General features: G+C 59.1%; 19 protein-coding genes. 11 read left to right on the top strand and 8 right to left on the bottom strand.

The window, feature by feature from the left end; translation table 11 throughout:
* Positions 1–429, top strand: a 429-nt coding sequence (locus tag C8J25_RS20705) for a hypothetical protein (RefSeq protein ID WP_167397691.1), incomplete at its 5' end; no start/stop codon positions are given.
* 36 nt (positions 430–465) lie between these two features.
* On the opposite strand, the gene C8J25_RS08290 is transcribed toward C8J25_RS20705, so the two are convergent.
* Positions 466–999: a hypothetical protein gene (locus tag C8J25_RS08290; protein WP_146173319.1), complete on the bottom strand. Its 534-nt coding sequence runs from the start codon at positions 997–999 to the stop codon at positions 466–468.
* A 156-nt stretch (positions 1,000–1,155) separates the two neighbouring features.
* Here C8J25_RS08290 and C8J25_RS20270 point away from each other — a divergent pair, with 156 nt between their 5' ends.
* Positions 1,156–1,629 carry a hypothetical protein gene (locus C8J25_RS20270; RefSeq protein ID WP_146173318.1) on the top strand — a complete coding sequence of 158 codons (474 nt, stop codon included), beginning with the start codon at positions 1,156–1,158 and terminating at the stop codon, positions 1,627–1,629.
* Positions 1,630–1,695: 66 nt separating this feature from the next.
* Here the strand turns inward: C8J25_RS20270 and C8J25_RS08280 are convergent, their stop codons facing one another.
* Positions 1,696–2,550: a TIR domain-containing protein gene (locus C8J25_RS08280; RefSeq protein ID WP_107953983.1), complete on the bottom strand. Its 855-nt coding sequence runs from the start codon at positions 2,548–2,550 to the stop codon at positions 1,696–1,698.
* Positions 2,551–2,623: 73 nt separating this feature from the next.
* Here C8J25_RS08280 and C8J25_RS08275 point away from each other — a divergent pair, with 73 nt between their 5' ends.
* Positions 2,624–3,319, top strand: a complete 696-nt coding sequence (locus C8J25_RS08275) for a DUF4145 domain-containing protein (RefSeq protein ID WP_208622553.1) — start codon at positions 2,624–2,626, stop codon at positions 3,317–3,319.
* 665 nt (positions 3,320–3,984) lie between these two features.
* On the opposite strand, the gene C8J25_RS08270 is transcribed toward C8J25_RS08275, so the two are convergent.
* Positions 3,985–4,458, bottom strand: coding sequence for a hypothetical protein (locus tag C8J25_RS08270; RefSeq protein ID WP_107953981.1), 474 nt, complete (start codon positions 4,456–4,458; stop codon positions 3,985–3,987).
* A 168-nt stretch (positions 4,459–4,626) separates the two neighbouring features.
* Between C8J25_RS08270 and C8J25_RS08265 the strand changes: the two genes are divergently transcribed.
* Positions 4,627–5,220: a hypothetical protein gene (locus C8J25_RS08265; RefSeq protein ID WP_107953980.1), complete on the top strand. Its 594-nt coding sequence runs from the start codon at positions 4,627–4,629 to the stop codon at positions 5,218–5,220.
* Positions 5,221–5,286: 66 nt separating this feature from the next.
* On the opposite strand, the gene C8J25_RS08260 is transcribed toward C8J25_RS08265, so the two are convergent.
* The gene (locus C8J25_RS08260; RefSeq protein ID WP_167397690.1) at positions 5,287–5,835 is read right to left on the bottom strand and encodes a hypothetical protein; all 549 of its coding nucleotides are present in this window, start codon (positions 5,833–5,835) and stop codon (positions 5,287–5,289) included.
* 55 nt (positions 5,836–5,890) lie between these two features.
* Here C8J25_RS08260 and C8J25_RS08255 point away from each other — a divergent pair, with 55 nt between their 5' ends.
* From C8J25_RS08255 to C8J25_RS20700, 4 genes are all read left to right on the top strand, one after another.
* The gene (locus C8J25_RS08255; RefSeq protein ID WP_146173316.1) at positions 5,891–6,769 is read left to right on the top strand and encodes an AbiTii domain-containing protein; all 879 of its coding nucleotides are present in this window, start codon (positions 5,891–5,893) and stop codon (positions 6,767–6,769) included.
* A 344-nt stretch (positions 6,770–7,113) separates the two neighbouring features.
* Positions 7,114–7,506, top strand: a complete 393-nt coding sequence (locus C8J25_RS08250) for a hypothetical protein (protein WP_107953974.1) — start codon at positions 7,114–7,116, stop codon at positions 7,504–7,506.
* A 178-nt stretch (positions 7,507–7,684) separates the two neighbouring features.
* Positions 7,685–8,104 carry a hypothetical protein gene (locus tag C8J25_RS08245; protein ID WP_107953972.1) on the top strand — a complete coding sequence of 140 codons (420 nt, stop codon included), beginning with the start codon at positions 7,685–7,687 and terminating at the stop codon, positions 8,102–8,104.
* A gap of 387 nt (positions 8,105–8,491) precedes the next feature.
* Complete coding sequence (locus C8J25_RS20700; protein ID WP_167397689.1) at positions 8,492–8,650, top strand: hypothetical protein; 159 nt, start codon at positions 8,492–8,494, stop codon at positions 8,648–8,650.
* Here the strand turns inward: C8J25_RS20700 and C8J25_RS20695 are convergent, their stop codons facing one another.
* The 3 genes from C8J25_RS20695 to C8J25_RS08235 all read right to left on the bottom strand — a co-directional run bounded on the left by C8J25_RS20695 (position 8,651) and on the right by C8J25_RS08235 (position 11,282).
* Complete coding sequence (locus C8J25_RS20695) at positions 8,651–8,812, bottom strand: hypothetical protein (protein ID WP_167397688.1); 162 nt, start codon at positions 8,810–8,812, stop codon at positions 8,651–8,653. It abuts the gene before it with no gap.
* Positions 8,813–8,978: 166 nt separating this feature from the next.
* Positions 8,979–10,307: a tyrosine-type recombinase/integrase gene (locus C8J25_RS08240; RefSeq protein ID WP_107953970.1), complete on the bottom strand. Its 1,329-nt coding sequence runs from the start codon at positions 10,305–10,307 to the stop codon at positions 8,979–8,981.
* 309 nt (positions 10,308–10,616) lie between these two features.
* Complete coding sequence (locus C8J25_RS08235) at positions 10,617–11,282, bottom strand: UPF0149 family protein (RefSeq protein WP_107953967.1); 666 nt, start codon at positions 11,280–11,282, stop codon at positions 10,617–10,619.
* A gap of 229 nt (positions 11,283–11,511) precedes the next feature.
* Between C8J25_RS08235 and treF the strand changes: the two genes are divergently transcribed.
* From treF to C8J25_RS08220, 3 genes are all read left to right on the top strand, one after another.
* On the top strand, positions 11,512–13,038 hold the full coding sequence (gene treF / locus C8J25_RS08230) for an alpha,alpha-trehalase TreF (protein ID WP_107954028.1): 1,527 nt from the start codon (positions 11,512–11,514) through the stop codon (positions 13,036–13,038).
* Positions 13,039–13,107: 69 nt separating this feature from the next.
* On the top strand, positions 13,108–13,992 hold the full coding sequence (locus C8J25_RS08225) for an exonuclease domain-containing protein (RefSeq protein ID WP_244186892.1): 885 nt from the start codon (positions 13,108–13,110) through the stop codon (positions 13,990–13,992).
* Between the two features lie 102 nt (positions 13,993–14,094).
* A complete protein-coding gene (locus tag C8J25_RS08220) occupies positions 14,095–15,666 on the top strand; it encodes a carboxylesterase/lipase family protein (RefSeq protein ID WP_107953965.1) in 1,572 nt (523 codons plus the stop codon).
* A 15-nt stretch (positions 15,667–15,681) separates the two neighbouring features.
* Here the strand turns inward: C8J25_RS08220 and C8J25_RS08215 are convergent, their stop codons facing one another.
* Positions 15,682–16,794 carry a lactonase family protein gene (locus C8J25_RS08215; protein WP_167397687.1) on the bottom strand — a complete coding sequence of 371 codons (1,113 nt, stop codon included), beginning with the start codon at positions 16,792–16,794 and terminating at the stop codon, positions 15,682–15,684.
* Positions 16,795–16,839: the final 45 nt, after the last annotated feature.

The raw sequence follows: 16,839 nt of genomic DNA, 5'->3' as shown, positions 1-16,839 counted from the left end.
GCGATGGGACGAACTCATGCCCTGGAACTGGTCCGCGCAAACCGCAGAGCGAGTGGCGCAAGCCGCGTAATCTGCGGCCTGCCGGCCACGCTTACCAAATCGGCTTTTGAGCGAACAACTCACTATGCCGAATTGCAATCATGGCAGAGGTTGCGTGATGCCACCGAGGCAGTGGTAAATCTCAATCGCGCAATGGCCCAAGGGACTATTTTTCTAAATCCCGAGACCCACGAGCGAATCGATATGTTCGCGGCCACACTGCGCGCGGCATACGACCGTTTCAGGGAGGCAAAGCTTTGGGATTCCGATAACGAAGACGCATCGGACAACACCCCCATAGACAACTATCGACATGACGGGAACGAAGGATATCAAGATTTGGCGCGCTACCTCCGACAGCGTTACTGGAAACAGAATAGCGCGGATTAACAAGCCAGACGGAGATTAGCCGTCTACCGCGCAAGGCTACTTCTTTTGAATGACTGCCTTTGCGCCATCGTCAATGGCGCTCGTCCCGACATGACCGACCTCCCACAACGCGCTACCACTCAAGATAAATCCGAGACCGAGCAATAGAAACGGAATCCAAAATAGACGACGATAGGTCCACTTGGAAGTCAGCGCGCTGCCCGCCTCCACCACGTCTTCCAATTCTGCGCCGCGAGTGAAAAAAGCTTCCGCCGTATTTGCATACAACGCCCACCTCGCACTGTGCAGTTGGAATTGCGAATACAGAAAATAGGCAAATGATAGCAATGAAGATGCAAAGGCGGCGAATGCCAAAAGCGCAAACGCCGGAATCCCGGTCTTCGACTGCTGACCGATAAAACCCAGTATCGCGATCGTCGATCCTGACGATATGATACCCATGAATGTCACCAGTCGGTTAAGGGCGTTTGTTTCCTGCTCTGACCTCTTTCCAATAATACCAAGAATTTCACCACGAATTCTTTCGAGAGCAATCTTTTCTTCGTCTTTAATTTCGTTGATGTAGACCACGCAAAGCTCCAATCTGACGAAATTCACGCGAACACGAGAGGACGTCTCTATGTCGGCATACGCACTTGATGGAGCATGGCCCGTGCTCCTGACAAGACCAGCCTCTGAAAACGGGTTCGAGGAACCCCATATCCCCTGTTCGCAACGGAGGAACATATGCCGAAATCAACCGATGATCTGATCAATGACATCAAGCAGGCCAAGGCGCATCGCGATGCCGAACAACTGAAAAAGAACGATGAAGTTGCATTCGCGCTTCAAAAGGAACGCGCCGAACTGATATGGGCCACCGACGACTGGGACAAGGCTCGGAATTTGCTCGATATTGTGGTGGACGATGTCAATCGCAAACTTGCTGACGCAAACATGGAACTCGTCTTCGCCCAAACTGACGAGACACCGGGATCAGGTAATTTGAAGCATTGGCTGATGCACTTCACCAACACCTCACAGGGGCTCCGAGAACGGGTTCAGGTTCAGATCGTCCCATCTATTTCGGGAACTCTGAATGCCGTTTTCCAAGTAGAAAATGACCACGCGTTCGAAGAACGTAAATTTCAAACATCGAAGTTCACCTCCGAACAAGCAGACCTAATCATCAATCGAATGTTGGAACGGGCGACATCATAATCACCTAAAAGTGCTGGCGTGAGTAACCATGTGATACTCACGCCAGCCTATTGAGCGCATGCGGTATTACTCATCCTTTTCGTCCACTGCATCGCTCGTTTTGACATTCCAAGCTCTCAAAAGGTTGAGTAGGGCTTCATCACTAATCGGCTCATTCACGTCAAGTGTGGCGCGCTGCTCTGGTGTGAGAAGGGTAGCAAGCTTCAATCGCAACTCTGCTGCGGACGGACCGGCAAGCATCGATGCAATAGACGGATCATTTTGATTCACAAAGGTAACAAAACCCTGCTTCCCGGTTCCTGATTTTAACTTAATCTCCCTCACAGAACGCGCTTGAAGATTCCGTAGTGATGCCCCGTCTTGCTCCAACCGTGAAAGGCGTTCCTCTAAACCTGCGATGATCTGATCTTTTGGATCGGCACTTTCCTTCAAGGCACTGACCGCAGCCGCCTGAACCACGGGATTGGACACCTGATAGTCGTCTCGGTTGACCGCGCGCACCGCGCTACGCAGCCTCGACTTCGCGTCCTCCACGCTATCAAAGTCCGCGATGTTGACGAAGATCGTTCGCTGGTCGGCATTGTCGAAAGGCAACTTCACAAGCTCGGCGGTTATGTGGATCGCAGGCTTTCGAAGCGCATGGCGAATGCCAAGCTCGTAAAACGCGTTTGGATTAAACCCCGTCAGATCGGCAATCACGAGATCGGCGTTCACCAGATCAGCAATAACAGCGCTGGTGATAGAACCGGGGTCCGTGTCGTGATCCGCCCGCTTTACGTTGTAGCCAAATTCATCAGCTTCCAGCACGGGTTTAATGACCCCCTTCAAAAGCCAATCGGCAAGTTGGCGGACTGGCGACAGGGCTTCCCCAATGGGTCCGACGATAAAACAAGTCTTTTTGGCAAGTGCTTCGTCGGCCATTCATTGTCCCCAAGTATGCTTATTCCGTGGTGCGACCACAGAGCGCATGTCAGTGTCAAGGCGTGGGAGGCTCTTGACTGACGCAGCCGTAGCGCCCCACCACCAGCATATGGCAAACATATCGCTACTATCGAGACGCTTCGCTGACCTGACCGAACAACTTGCCGCTGTAGAGGCTACAAAGGCATATTCCGATAGTGGATATACGCGCGGGTATCGCGTCGATAGCGAGGCATATACAAACTGGAAAACGAAAGCACGGCACCTTCTCGCAACTGCCTGTGGGCAAAACTCTGTCCACTTCAAGGATTTTGTCGACAAGGAACAGGGAGGGGGTTATTCGACAAGCCATGAGGACTTATTGCAGGTCCGGGCTGTCTTCAACGCCGCAAAGGAAGACTTTGACGGCGGTTACCTAAACTCTGTTCGCAGCATGGTTCAAGCCGAGGTGTTCAGCACCGAGTTGGATCAAGCTAACGAACTGATGAAGGGGGGCTACATCGTCGCTGCTGCGGTCATCGCAGGTGTGGTGCTGGAAACAACCATGCGTCGATTGTGCGAGGACGCAGGGATTGAACCGGGTAGTTTGAATAAGATGAACGCTGACCTGACAAAAGCAGGCATATATAATCTGCTGGTCAACAAGCGCATCACGGCATTAGCCGACATAAGGAACAATGCGGCACATGGTCATCCAAACAAGTTCACCAAGGACGATGTGGTTGACATGATAGCTAAGGTAGAAGCGTTCGTTGCAGATCATGTCTGATCTATCAGGTAGGTGAAATCGCTTCGCTCATTCACCTGCTACTTTTCTCTTGCCCTCATTCGCTACGCTCAATCGTGCAAGAGATGCGTAGCTATGTGGAGGTAGAGAGATAGCTATCTGTCGTTAATCCTCAAATGCTGATCTGATCAGCATTCTGTATGCTTCATCTTCGGAAGACACACCTCTACTCCCCCCCACCATTCGAGGCTTATACAAAGGATACAGGGTCAGTGACCTATCAGATATCCAAGACCCTTATAGGGCCTATGCTCAAATAGTGGAGGGGAGTAGAAGGGTTTCATCTTGCGGTTTTGAAACTGTCGGCTTGCGGTGATTGCAGGAAAGGCGGACGCCCGGTTGTCCTTCCCCCACCGCACTCTACTTGGGACTTATCCGTGTTAGGGTTGCCCATCGTCGGGTGCGCGGTTGCGCTTTCGTCCACCAAGCCGCCTGTTGAACTCTGACCGGGTGGACGCGGGCGGTTGACGCTATGTCAGAGCCACCCTCATTAAAATCGCAAAGCCCGTCTCACGGAAATCAAGGCCATCTCCGGAGAGTCACCGCACTGGTAGACAGCGCATCCCCCGTCATCTGTCGGGACTATTTGACAGTATTATCTGCTCTTAGTCTTATTTATACCAGATTCCCTAATGTCCTGTCACTAATTAAAGACGATCTGCTTCCTTTGCCAGTCGAATTTGATAGTTTATATTTAGCAGATTTCCCAACTTGTTGAAGTAGGTGACGGATACATTTACACCTTGCTTCGTCATCCAGTCGGCTTCATACCCAAGTGACGACTGGTGTAGGTCAACCTCCGGGCCATACTTGACGCGCAACGCGGTGACGATGCCTCGAAATTGCGATTCATATGGGTCGCCGTTGGCTGTCAGCATGACCTGTGACAACGCTCCATTCTTGAAGAAAAAACAGACGGTGTAAGGGTCGTTGTTTACTTCGAACTTGGGCAATGACAACTGGCACGACGCGCCGTCATTCAATGTCGAGGGCTTTGCTGGCTCGACCGCTTCTGGCTGCGCTCGCTTTACTTCTGCGTAGGTCATCCCCACCTGCGTATTTTGCCAAAGCGTCGGCGCTGGGACGGTCGCGCCTGCGATCATCGCGGCTATTAGCATCATAGTAGGCGCTCCCTTGTCGCACCCATTTTATGGGCCGTTGCCCCGAGCATAGGCGGGGTAATAAGAAATGACGATATGATGCCCTGCTCTCGAGATCGCTTGCACTGACTTCGAATAGGACTGACCACTGACGGTTGATCCCTTACCCGCCGCTCCTATGATCCCCGGATGGTCCTACTCCCCGACAGCTTCCACGCGTTCGCCTACCAGTCAGGCGTCGACAGCATCCGTGATGCCTTCCAAGCGTCAATCACCACCTTGCGAGAAGCGGAACGGAAAGCTGGTGCGGAATACCTGAACTACATGCAAAGCGGCGAGGACGACGACGAATATGACGAAGATGGGTGTCTGACGCACAGCACGCTGCACAGCCTTGCCCATGCCGAAATTCAGGTAGGATACGCCGCGCGCGAAGTGCGCAAGGCGTTCATCACCAGCGCATTCCACTACTGGGAGCGATCAGCGCGAAGCTGGACAGGAATGTTCGAACCAAAGCACGGGTTCGACGTGCTGCTGGAAGCATCGGCGGAAAAACACCCGATCAGCCCTGACCTCGTAATGCTGAACCACCTGAACAATGTGCTGAAACATCACAGTATCAGGAGCGCACCGAAGCTGGCGGACATACGCACCGATCATTTCTATCGCCCGCCTTACCGGGATACGCCAGATGGGCCCCTGATGTGGACAATGAGGATCAATACCGGACACGTCGAGGAGGCGATCGAGATTGTGCGCGCATCGGGACCGCAGGTCTCGTAGCCTCCTCCCACCTTTACCGTTGACCGACGCCATGGCTGTAACCATGCCCCGCAACTGGATACGACGCTAATCCTCGTTGATTAATTCCAGCAGCCGATTGAACATCAGTCCTACTTCGGTGTCCTTCGTAGTGACGAGTTCGAAGGTTACCCTCGGGTTTGAACCGGGATTTCGGTCATTCTGGTAGACCACATGCAACTTACCGTCATGGGTCCGGTTCAATACAGCAACATATTGATGCTTAAACGCATCCTTATTACCACCAACGCTTATTCTAAATATCGGGAGGGCGTTGCTCATGGCTGAATTGCGCTGCTCGCGCATCGACAGCTTGACCCCTGTCGCGCTCAACGCCTCGTTCAGTGAAACAATCTCGTTATCCACGAGCATCTTGATCCGCTCCCACTCACGTTCATTATTTGCTTTAGCGACGACCGCAGCGGCTTGCGCCTTTTCCGAAGCAAGACGCTCAATTTCTTTCGCAGAGTTCGCTGTGTCAGAACGCGTCTTCATTTCGGCGATCAATTCTTCGGTAGTTTTTGGCACAAGCACCCCCGTTGAGACGACTTTGATATAGTGCTCGTGAACCGGCGTTGAAGGGCAAAGTCGTTGCATCGTCCGGGCTTGGTGCCTCGACGCCCCCCTCCTATATTATTCATCCTACGGGGGAGTGAACGCATTGAGCTTGGTTGAGGAAATTCAGGCAGGGGCGTTGGATCGCACCGTTCCTGTTGTGGACCTATTGCGCCGGGTGAAACTGGCGGCGGCAAAGCTCAAACTATCCGACACGCTCGAATGGGTGGAGCGCGAGCTAAACGGCTTCACCTGCGACTATGACGGCGCTCCTCGCTACAGGATCGCGAGCGGCCAACTTATGGGCTACTCCCCCTACCGTGGCACCTACTTGGCGCACGGCGATCCGTATATGATAGCAGTGCTGTCCACATCTTTCTTCCGTGAACCCATCGGGAGCCTCGAATCCCTGATTAACGCAGAAGGCGTGACCATCGTTATGCCGATCGATTTGAAGCTTGCAAAGGGTCTGGCAAAAAATGGGGCCGGGGAGGTCTATAAAGTCCATTTCAGCAAGAATGTTCTCGTCGGCGTCGTAGATACCGTCCGAAACCTTGTCCTTGATTGGGCAATCGATCTGGAAGCCGAAGGCATTCTCGGAGAAGGAGTGAGTTTCAGCGTGGAAGAAAAGAAAAAAGCGGCTGATGTCGCGCCTAATGTTCATATTACGAACTACGGCAATTTCCATCAGGGCGACCAGAATGGACATCAGAATCGAACCATGATCGGTGGGGTTGATGCATCGTCGAACTCGCTCGAAATCGATGTATTCGAACAGCTTCAAAGCGCAGTGACGAATAACATCGACAACGCCACAGACCGTGAAGCGCTGCTCGAACTCATTAAACAGATGAATGCCAGCAAGAATACCAGCGCCTTCAAACAGAGTTACACCGCCTTCCTGACAAATGCAGCAAGCTACATGACGATAGTGGCTCCCTTCCTGCCCGCATTGAGCGCCTACCTTCCTGCGTAGCACCACAATGCGACGCGCTTCATCTCACAATCAGACGGCGCACCGGTTCGGACTGCCGAGCTAAATACTTCTATCGAGGTGGTAGAAGAACCGACGACGAGTTTTAGCATTCACTCCTGTGAAGAACCGAAGACCCGACCTCTACTGCGTCGGGTCTTTTTCTTTAAGGAGCCGTCAATGCTGTCCGCCATCATCCGAGCAATCATACCCGCCATGATTCTTGTCGCCCTCGCAACCGCGCTGGGAGCCCCACCAGTCGCCCTGACCCTTGGGTGGAAGATCGCACTGACAATAGCGGTGGTGGCGCTGTGTGACCTCCACGCGCTGATTTGGAGGGTGTCGCGATGACCGCTGACATCACAAGCACCGCGCACGATCTGGGAACGCAGCGGGCGAAGGCTACGGCGGCGCTGGTCTTGGCAAGCATGGCGCGCAAGCCGCGCACCGAGCTTGTCGATGAACTGAAACGGATCGAACGCGCAACGATGGTCAGTAACGGGCTGCTGAACAGTTCCCCCACCCTGCCCTTCCCGGTCGCGCTACCCGTCTCGCTAACCGGAGCGACCATCGCCACGGAGACGTCTGATCTACCGTCAGCGCTGCGGTCAGCCATCGCCGACACGGTAAATGGACGCCACGAATTATGGTTCACCCTCGACGGTCACGCGATGATGTCGATGGAATTCAGGGATGACGCGGTGCTGTTCGCGTTGCGGGTCGGAGCCGGGTCAGGCTGACGCGGCGCGGTAATAAATAAGAATGTGCCGCGTTGCTCCTTCGCGTCATGCTCGACGATCCACCGGAGGTCGATACCAATCCCTCCGGTGGGTTTCCTACCTATCCAGAAATGGAACATAGCGCTCCATCCTCTGTGGGGTTAGGCGGACAGTCTTCAACGCAGGAAAGACGCGAGCGATGGGCATCCTGAATGCTGTCTTCAACCGGAAACCACAGCCGGATTTCTATTTTGCCGCCAAAGGTTTTATGTTCATCGCAGTGCTGAAACGCGAGGGAAAGGATGAAACCTACCTTCGTCGCCAAGAGCGTCTGAATGCGATTGAATATCTGAAAGACGGATACAGTGAACATCAAGCACTATCCGCCCGATGGGGTGGATGCCTCGCTATCGAGGACGACTTGGTTCTGTTCGAGACCGCCATCAAATATGGCAAGGTCGAAGCCACTGAAATTGGTGATTTACCCAGCGATGATGCAGCAGCGGCTAAAGAAATCTATCGCGCTATCTACCATCGTTCCGCCGACTTTGCGGTGCGTGCGGCTTGGGAAGCTGACCGGACTATGTATCGACGGTTCCTGAACTTCATTCAGCGATAGAACAGCGTCAGCGGAGTAGCGCGGTCACCACACCCGCAACGGTAGCCGTTGCCGGAAGCGCTACGACGACGATGGCAAATAGAGCGTTTCGGGACCGGTGTTCGGGTGGGGTCGCTTTCACGATTTCCACCAAAGCCTGAAACTTGTTCATTGGACACAACCATCCTTACAAAAAAGGTCTATGGCTGTGGTAGGAAAGGCGATTAGCCCTACGGGCGTGGGACCACTTTGCGGGGTCGGCGTCAACGGGAAATTTGTTAACGATGCTGATCAGACGAAGTTGGTTCGCGGCTGTGATTAAAAACACGCGAAAAGTTGGTCGAACGACCCACCTTCCTTCAACGCCGCTGACGCTCGTTACATACGCTGACGATTAGGGAGACCATTATGCCGAAGCGTTCACAGAAAAAAGAAGACCTCGACCACATCCGCGTCATGATTAAACGCGGGATGGATAGCGGGCTGACATTCGACGAAGCGTCGGTGGAAGCGTCGAAGGTTCTCCCGGATGAATACGGCCGCATTCAGGGTCGCCAGAAACCCTGATCAAATCCATCCAAGAGCTTTCACGCCAGCAACGATCGCACCTGTTCCGCCAATGGTCCCGACAATCGACCAGCGATACATGATGGCGAGCGCAAGGACCGTCCAACCGGGACCGCCCTTGTCGGTCAGACGGTTCAGCACCGATGCTTGATGTTGGTTCATTGGACCCACCTCCGGCGAAAAATTCGTTTCGGGGTGGCCTCCCGCCTCCGGCAATATCCGGCGATCTCTGAATCGACAAGACCCGGTTCTTGCCCGCGCTGACGCTTCTAATCCGATTTAATGCCCCCTGATGGCTCCTGATGCCTCTTGGTCAGAAAAGTATATTTTACGCAGCCACCTTCATCGCTGCTGACGCCCGCGCCCGTTCTTCCGCCAAGACCGTTTTCAGGTGGGCGTTCCACAGGACGAGCGCTGACCGCCTTTCTTTCAGGTAGGCGTGCTTGTTATAGACGCCTGCCACCCCGGCTTTCATCCCGCTGACGTGGTTCAACAGAGCCTCGACGACCATGGGCGGAATTGATGGGGTCAGATCGTCGTCAGTGATCGCTGACATCTGCGTCGAGAATGTGCGGCGAATGGCGTGCGCGCTCCACACTTCGTGTTCCAGACCGTCCCGCTCCGCCAGCGCGGATGTGCGCGACAGCATCGCCGCCTGTGGCTTGCTGGTGCCGGTCAGGGGCGTTTTTCCGTTCGTGCTGAACACCCAGTCGCCGGTCGCTTTCGCCTTCAACGATTTCAGCCAGTCGAGAGTCTCGCCCACCAAGGGGACCAAATGCGGAAGGTCATTCTTGGTGCGGGTATCGGGGATCGACCACAGACCAGCTTCAAGGTCGAATTCCGACCAACTCGCTTCGAGCGCTTCCGAAATGCGGACCCCGGTCATGGCACAGAGTTTCAGCGCGCGAGCGTAGACCGCGCGGTAGCCCTTCCCGTTCAAGCCATCGAGCGCCGCCAACAGGTAGCCAAGCTCCCGACGATCCAACACGCGCTGCTTGCGGGTTCGATCCTCGTTCGTCGGCTTCACCAGATGTTGCGCTGGATCGACCTTGAGCCCGGTTTGGGTTCGAAGGCTTGACACCGAGCGCTTGAACATCGTCTTCACCATCGTGGTCAGCCGGTTGGCTGTGACGGGAGCGGTCGTGCGGACTTTCTCTATCATGTTGGCAAGATGATCGTGGTCGATATCTGCAAGCGGAAGGTGACCGATGGCGGGCTTGATGGCGGTCTTCCACATGCGTTCGGTTTCGCGCTTGTCCTCCAAAACCGAGACGAACCGGGGGTGGTAAAGCTCGCGCCAAAACCAATCGGCTGTCTTGGCCTGCGTTGCCTCCAAAGCCTGCTTGGCAGCTTCGGCCTGCGCTTCCCGTTCGGCCTTCGCAGCCTTGGTATCCTCCCCCAGATCGCGGGCGCGCGTTAGGTCCACCGACCAATCCACCGCCTGCTTGAAGGAATGCGTGTCGAGGCTCCCGAGCGTGACCTTCACCGTCCCCGGCTCCCCGATCCGACGCGCTCGCCAAGCCCACGATTTCTTCGCGCTGGGGTTAGGTTGGATCACCAGATAAAGGTTCTTTGTTCCATCGACCGCGATTTCTTGGCGCTTGTCGGTGGCCTCCCATGCCTTGGCTTCCGTCGCGTTCCGAACCTTCGAGACCATATTATTTCCCTCCCCCAAGTAATCCGATTGAAGGTCGCGGAGACCGTCAATCTGTCTACCCTCGGGGTATACATCGGGGAACAGTGAAACAAGGGGGAACAGATTGTTTCGCTACGATGCGCGGGATCGAACTGCGACAAATGGCTGATTTGTGGGGGTTTCAGGTCAAATCGAAGTAATATGGCAACCCCGGAAATAAACGGATTTGCGGTTTCCTAAACCGTAGGCCGCGTGTTCAAATCTCGCCGGGGGCACCAGCTTTTCCGCCGCATGCCGTTTCCACTTCGAGGTGCCGGACGGACGGCACCCTTATCCGCAGCAGCGTTTGGATTTCTTCCCCGAGCCGCAGGGGCACGGATCGTTTCGGCCGATTTTCGTCGGCGTGGCGACCACCGGTGTGCCTGATGATGCACCCGCGTTCTGGGAATGCGCTGCATAGAGTTTCAAGACGGCGGCGACGATCTGCGCCGGGGCATGCGCGTCGAGAGCGTTGACCTCTACGCTGTCTAGCGTGGTCTCGTTGGTGACGATCGCGATCAGCGCCATGATCTGCGCCATGGCGTCGGCGGTATCGGGATCGGTGCCGTCGCCCAACGCCGTCCAGCTTTCCGGCCTGAGCGCTACCGCTTCGGCGAAACCGTCGATCCAGGCTTCCCAAAGGACATCGCCATTGCGGTCGTCGGTGTCGAAGATCGGCTGAGGCTTGCCGCGGGTCAGGTCGCGAACGATCTCGGCGTAGCGTGCCATCACCGCATCGACGAACCACTGGACGTCGGCGGGATCGTCGAACGGCGGGTCGACGCTGTCGTCCGAACCCCAGATGCTCTGGAGCCACTCGGCCTGCGGGATCGTGTCGGGGCCGACCACCAAGGCCGTCAAAAAACCGTCGAGTTCGGTGAGCAGCATCGGCTCCTCGAGTGGAAGGTCGGCGAGCGCGCCGTCGAGACGTCGGAAACGGGAGGGGAGATTTTTCATGGGTTCGGGTCGGCTGCCTTGAAGAATGCAGTGCGTCATAGCCTGCCGATGATAGGCGCTGCCAGCGACGAGTGGTGCAAAGCCCGGCGCCAACCGGAATGGACGGCGCGCGTGACACTTGCCTCGTGCGGGCGATCCTTCCATTGCATTCGGGTCGCCCACCGGATCGGGAAATTCGTACGTGATCAGAACCCTTTGCCGTTTCGCCGCGCTGGCATCGATCGCGACGATGGCTCCCGCGCAGCAGAACTCGCCTTCGTCGGTTCGATCGCCCGCCGACCTCTACGGCGTGTTGTTTGACGCCGTGCAGCAAGGCCATGCTTTTGCCGACGGGAAGACGTTCGTCGACGCGGTGCCGAAGCGGTCGGCCGAGGCGATCATGGCCGACTATGTGCGGACCAAACCTGCCGGCCCGGCCCTCAAGGCATTCGTGCTCGCCAATTTCGTGGTGCCGGGGGAGAATGATCGGGGCTCGGGCGATCTTAGGACGCATGTCCGGACGCTCTGGCCGCAACTCGTGCGCCAGCCGGTCCCGCCGGTCGCGGGCAGTTCCGCGCTGCCGCTCCCCGCCCCGTATGTCGTGCCGGGCGGGCGCTTCCGCGAGATCTATTACTGGGACAGCTATTTCACGATGCTCGGGCTGAAGGTCGATGGCCAGCAGCCGCTGGTGGAGTCGATGCTCGAGGATTTCACCAGCCTGATCGAGCGATATGGGCATATCCCGAACGGGACGCGGACCTATTATCTCAGCCGGTCGCAGCCGCCTTATTACGCGCTGATGCTCGATCTTTCGACCAACACCGATCCCACGGTAACCAAGCGGCGGCTGGCGGCGCTGCGCGCCGAGCACGCGTTCTGGATGAAGGGCACGGGCTGCCTCGACGGCAAGCCTGCCTGCTCGCGCGTGGTGCGGATGCCCGACGGGAGCGTGCTGAACCGCTATTACGACGACCGAGATACGCCGCGTGACGAATCCTATGCCGAGGACGTCGCGACCGCGGCGAAGGCGGCGCCCCGACCCGTTGCCGACACGCAGCGCAACCTGCGTGCGGGGGCGGAAAGCGGGTGGGATTTCAGTTCGCGCTGGCTCCGCGATCCGAAGTCGCTCGCGACGGTCCACACCATCGACATCGTGCCGGTCGATCTCAACAGTCTTTTGTGGGCGATGGAACGCCGCATCGCCGAGCGCTGCCAAACTGTGGGCGACGCGCAGTGCGCCACCACCTTCACGACGCTCGCGGCGAAGCGCAAGACCGCGATCGACCGGTATCTCTGGCAGGCGACGACCGCCCGCTACGCCGACTGGGACCTGTCGACGCGCAAGCCCACCGCGAGCATCAATGCGGCGATGCTGCACCCGCTGTTCGTAGGCCTTGCCTCTCCGGTGCAGACGAAAGCCGTGGCCGCGACGGTGCGCAAATCGCTGGTCGCCGAGGGCGGTTTGCGCACGACGACGCTGAACACCGGGCAGCAATGGGACGAACCAAATGGCTGGGCGCCGCTGCAATGGGTTGCGATCGCCGGGCTGGCGCGGAACGGCGAACCGGCGCTCGCGAAGGACATCGCCAAGCGCTGGCTCGGGACAGTCGGCGCGGCCTATGCCGAAACCGGCAAGATGCTGGAGAAATACAATATCGAGCAGCGTACGCCGGGGGGTGGCGGCGAATATTCGGTGCAGGACGGCTTCGGGTGGACCAACGGCGTGACCAGCGCGATCCTCGACCGGTATCCCGACCTGGCGCAGAAGGCGAAGTAAGGCAGGCGCTAGCGAACATGCCAGCGGCAATGGTTGCTTACGGCACCCGGCGCCACATATGGACGTGTAATGCTCGACCCCGCGCCCGCCAGCCAGACCGACGTCGCCGACATGCTCACACCGGATTTCGTCGTCATCGACGTCGAGACGGCATGCTCGCGCGTCAGCAGCATCTGCCAGGTCGGTATCGTCGGGTTCCGCGACGGACGTGAGATCTTCGAATACGAGACGCTGGTTGATCCGCGCGACGAATTCAACATGTTCAATACCCGGATCCACGGGATCACCGAGGATCACGTCACGGGCAAGCCTTGCTTTGGCGACATCCACGGCATCGTCGACGGTCATTTGTCGGGCCGGACGACGGTGGCGCATTCCTATTTCGACAAGGGCGCGCTCGCCGCGGCGTGTCGTATCCATGACCGTCCCCCGATCGAGACGGTCTGGCTCGACAGCGTCCGCGTCGCGCAGCGCGCCTGGCCCGATCTGGCGAGCCACCGGCTGGGCGGCCTCGCGCAATATCTCGGGATCGCGCACAAGCATCACGACGCGCTGAGCGATGCGCGCGCCGCCGGCTGGGTAATCGTCAAGGCGATAGACCATACCGGCATCGCGCTTGACGAATGGCTGAAACCGCCGCGCAAGCCCGGCCCCGCCCCGCGCCCTGCGCCCGCCGGGCCGCTCAGCGGCGAACGTATCGCGATTCTCGGTGAGCCTCGCGATGGCCGGCTTGCGTGCGCAATTGCGGCGCTTGGCGGAAGGATCGTGCCGGCGGTCGGCAACACGACGACGATGCTGGTCATCACCGGGCGTGAGCCGTTCAGCTATTCGGTGCGCAACAGCGGCGCGTATCGCCGGGCGGAGCAGTATCGACGGCTTGGCGGAACGATCCGCGTGGTCTCCGAAGTCGAGCTCGATCTGCCGGCTATCGCGGCCAGCTTTACGGCAGCCTGAGCAGGCGGATGCTGCCGGCAATGTGAAGGAATAGCGACTGTCCGCCTTGGCAAACGCCAGGTGGGGTGCGACCATTGCCTCAAAGCGATAGCGGAGGGCGATATGCGGTTGGCGACTTGGGGAATGGCGGTCGGCTTGCTGGCCGCACCGGCGATGGCGCAGCGCGTGCAAGTCGCGAGCGGAACGCTCGAAGGCACGCACGTTTCGACCGCCGCAACGCCGATCGATGCGTATCTCGGCATCCCCTATGCGGCGGCACCGATCGGCCCGTTGCGGTGGCAGCCGCCGCGGCCAGCCGCGCAATGGACGGGTGTACGCAAGGCAGACCGGTTCGGTTCGCGCTGCATGCAGCAGCCGCTGTTCGCCGACATGAAGTTCCGTTCGCCCGGTATCAGCGAGGATTGCCTGACGCTCAACGTCTGGACGCCGGCGGGCACGAAACCGGGCGCGCGGCTGCCCGTGCTGTTCTACATCCACGGTGGCGGCGCGATCGCGGGTGACGGGTCGGAACTGCGCTACGACGGCGCGGCGATGGCGCAGAAGGGCATCGTCGTCGTGACGATCAACTACCGGCTCGGCGCGTTCGGGTTCCTCGCCACCACCGCGCTGGCGGCGGAATCGCCGACACATTCCGCGGGGAATTACGGCCTGCTCGATCAGGCCGCGGCGCTGGCCTGGGTCCGGCGCAACGCCGCCGCGTTCGGGGGCGACCCTGCGCGGATCACGATCGGCGGGGAGAGCGCGGGTTCTATGTCGGTCAGCGTGCTGATGACCTCGCCACTCACCCGCACGCAGTTCGTCGGCGCGATCGGTGAGAGCGGCGGCGTACTGCCGCCGACCTTCCGCCCCAAGCCTCTAGCGGTGGCGACGAAGGATGGCGACGCGTTTGCGGTCGCGGCGGGGGCGGCGTCGATCGAGGCCCTTCGTGCGATGCCGGCCGAAGCTTTGCTCGCTGCACAGGGGACGCAGCGGTTCCGCGCGGACTTCATCGTCGACGGGCAGTTCCTGACCGAGCCGCCGATCGACACCTATACGGCGGGGCGCGCGGCGCGCGTGCCGTTATTGGTCGGTGCGAACTCGCAGGAGGGAAGCTGGACGAGCATTCTTGCCGGGCAACCGCCGACGGTGGCGAATTATCGCGCGGGCGTCGCGAAGCTCTTTACCGATCCGGATGCGCTGCTCGCCTTATACCCGGCGAAGTCGGATGCCGACGTGCCAGTTGCGGCGACCGCGCTGGCAAGCGATGCGTTTCTCGGCGCGTCGACGTGGCAGTGGTTCGACCTGCACCGCCGTGCGCGCCAGCCAACCTATTATTATCATTTCGCGCATCCCCGCCCGGCTGCGCTGCCGCCGCTGACCAATCCCGACGTGCCGCCGATCGGGGCAGTGCACAGCGCGGAGATCGAATATGCGCTGGGCAACCTGGGCACGAACCCGGCCTATGCGTGGACGGCGGACGATCGCCGGATCTCGACGGTGTTCCAGGGGTATTTCGCCGCGTTCATCAAGACCGGCAACCCGAACGCGGCGGGGCTGCCGAACTGGTCGCCTGCACCGCCCGCGGGGGGCGTCATTCCGCGCCAGATCGTCGACGTGCAGACGCGTTCGGAACCGTTCGTCGAGCAGGCTCGCTATGTCGCGGCGACACCGTTGCTCGAACGGCGGGTGCCTTGAACTAGCGGACGCCTGCTAGAACTGGCCGACAAAGACCACGCCGGGCACAGGCAGCGTTTGTCCGGTTGCGGTCAGTCGGCCATCGGGTTCGATCCTGAAGATCGCCAGCGTGCCTGATCGCTCGTTGCCGACGAGGACACGGCGCTGCGCTTCGAGAACCAGCAGGAAGCGCGGCCACTTGCCGTCGCTGGGGATGTGCTGGAGCAGGCTCGGCACGCCTGACGCGTCGAGCGCGAAGACGGCGACGCTGTCATGGCCGCGGTTCGAGACGTAGAGCCGCCGCCCGGCCTCGTCGATCGCGATATGCGCGGCCTGCGAGGCGCCCTCGTACCCGTTCGGCAGTGTCGAGACCGTATGGCGGGTGGCGAAACTGCCGTCTGCGCGGGAGTCTAGCATGATGACCGTGTTGGACAGTTCGCACACTACGTAGGCGAGTGGACGGCGGGGATGATGGACGAGATGGCGCGGCCCCGCGCCCGGCGGCGCACGCCATGCCGCGACTGGCTCGGCCAGTGAACGCGCACGTGGGTCGAAGCGATACGCGAAGATCGTGTCCGTCCCCAGGTCGACCGAATGCAGCCAGCGGCGATCCGGGCTGAAGCCGACCCAGTGCGCATGCGGTGCCTCTTGCCGGGCCTTGTTCGGGCCTTGTCCCGTGTGGCGGAACACGACTGGTTCGCCTGGCACGCCGGTGCGCGCGTCGAGGCGGTGGAACGCGACGCTGCCGCTCGAATAATTGGCGACCGCGAGGCAGGCACTGGCGCGGTCGATCGCGACGTAACACGGGTCGGCGCCTGACGTGGCGGCCGTGCCGCGGTGCGACCAGTCCGGCGCGTAGGCAGCGATCTCGCCCGCAGCCTTCTCACGGACGAAGTAATACGCACCGCCCGGGCCGCCGCCGACACCGAACGAGGCGTCGTCGATCCCCGATATAGGCGTGCCGACCTGCCATGCGTCGCGATCGGGGTCGAACGAGATCGGATACACGCCCTTGCCGCCTTCGCGTGCGTAGGTGCCGGCGATCAGCCGTACCCGGCGCTTGCCGCCGCCGGCCGCGACCGCCGGGAAGGCGAGCGTTGCCGCCATCGCGGTCAGGGCCGACCGTCGTGTCGTGGTCCAGTCGGTCATGCCCGTTCCTTTGCAGCTATCGGCGGGTGTCATGCGTCAGCGGTG

Origin of the sequence: Sphingomonas faeni (assembly GCF_003053745.1) — a bacterium.
GTDB lineage: Bacteria > Pseudomonadota > Alphaproteobacteria > Sphingomonadales > Sphingomonadaceae > Sphingomonas > Sphingomonas faeni.
The sequence above is the reverse complement of the archived record's forward strand: the minus strand, read 5'-3'. Positions and strand labels throughout refer to the sequence as shown.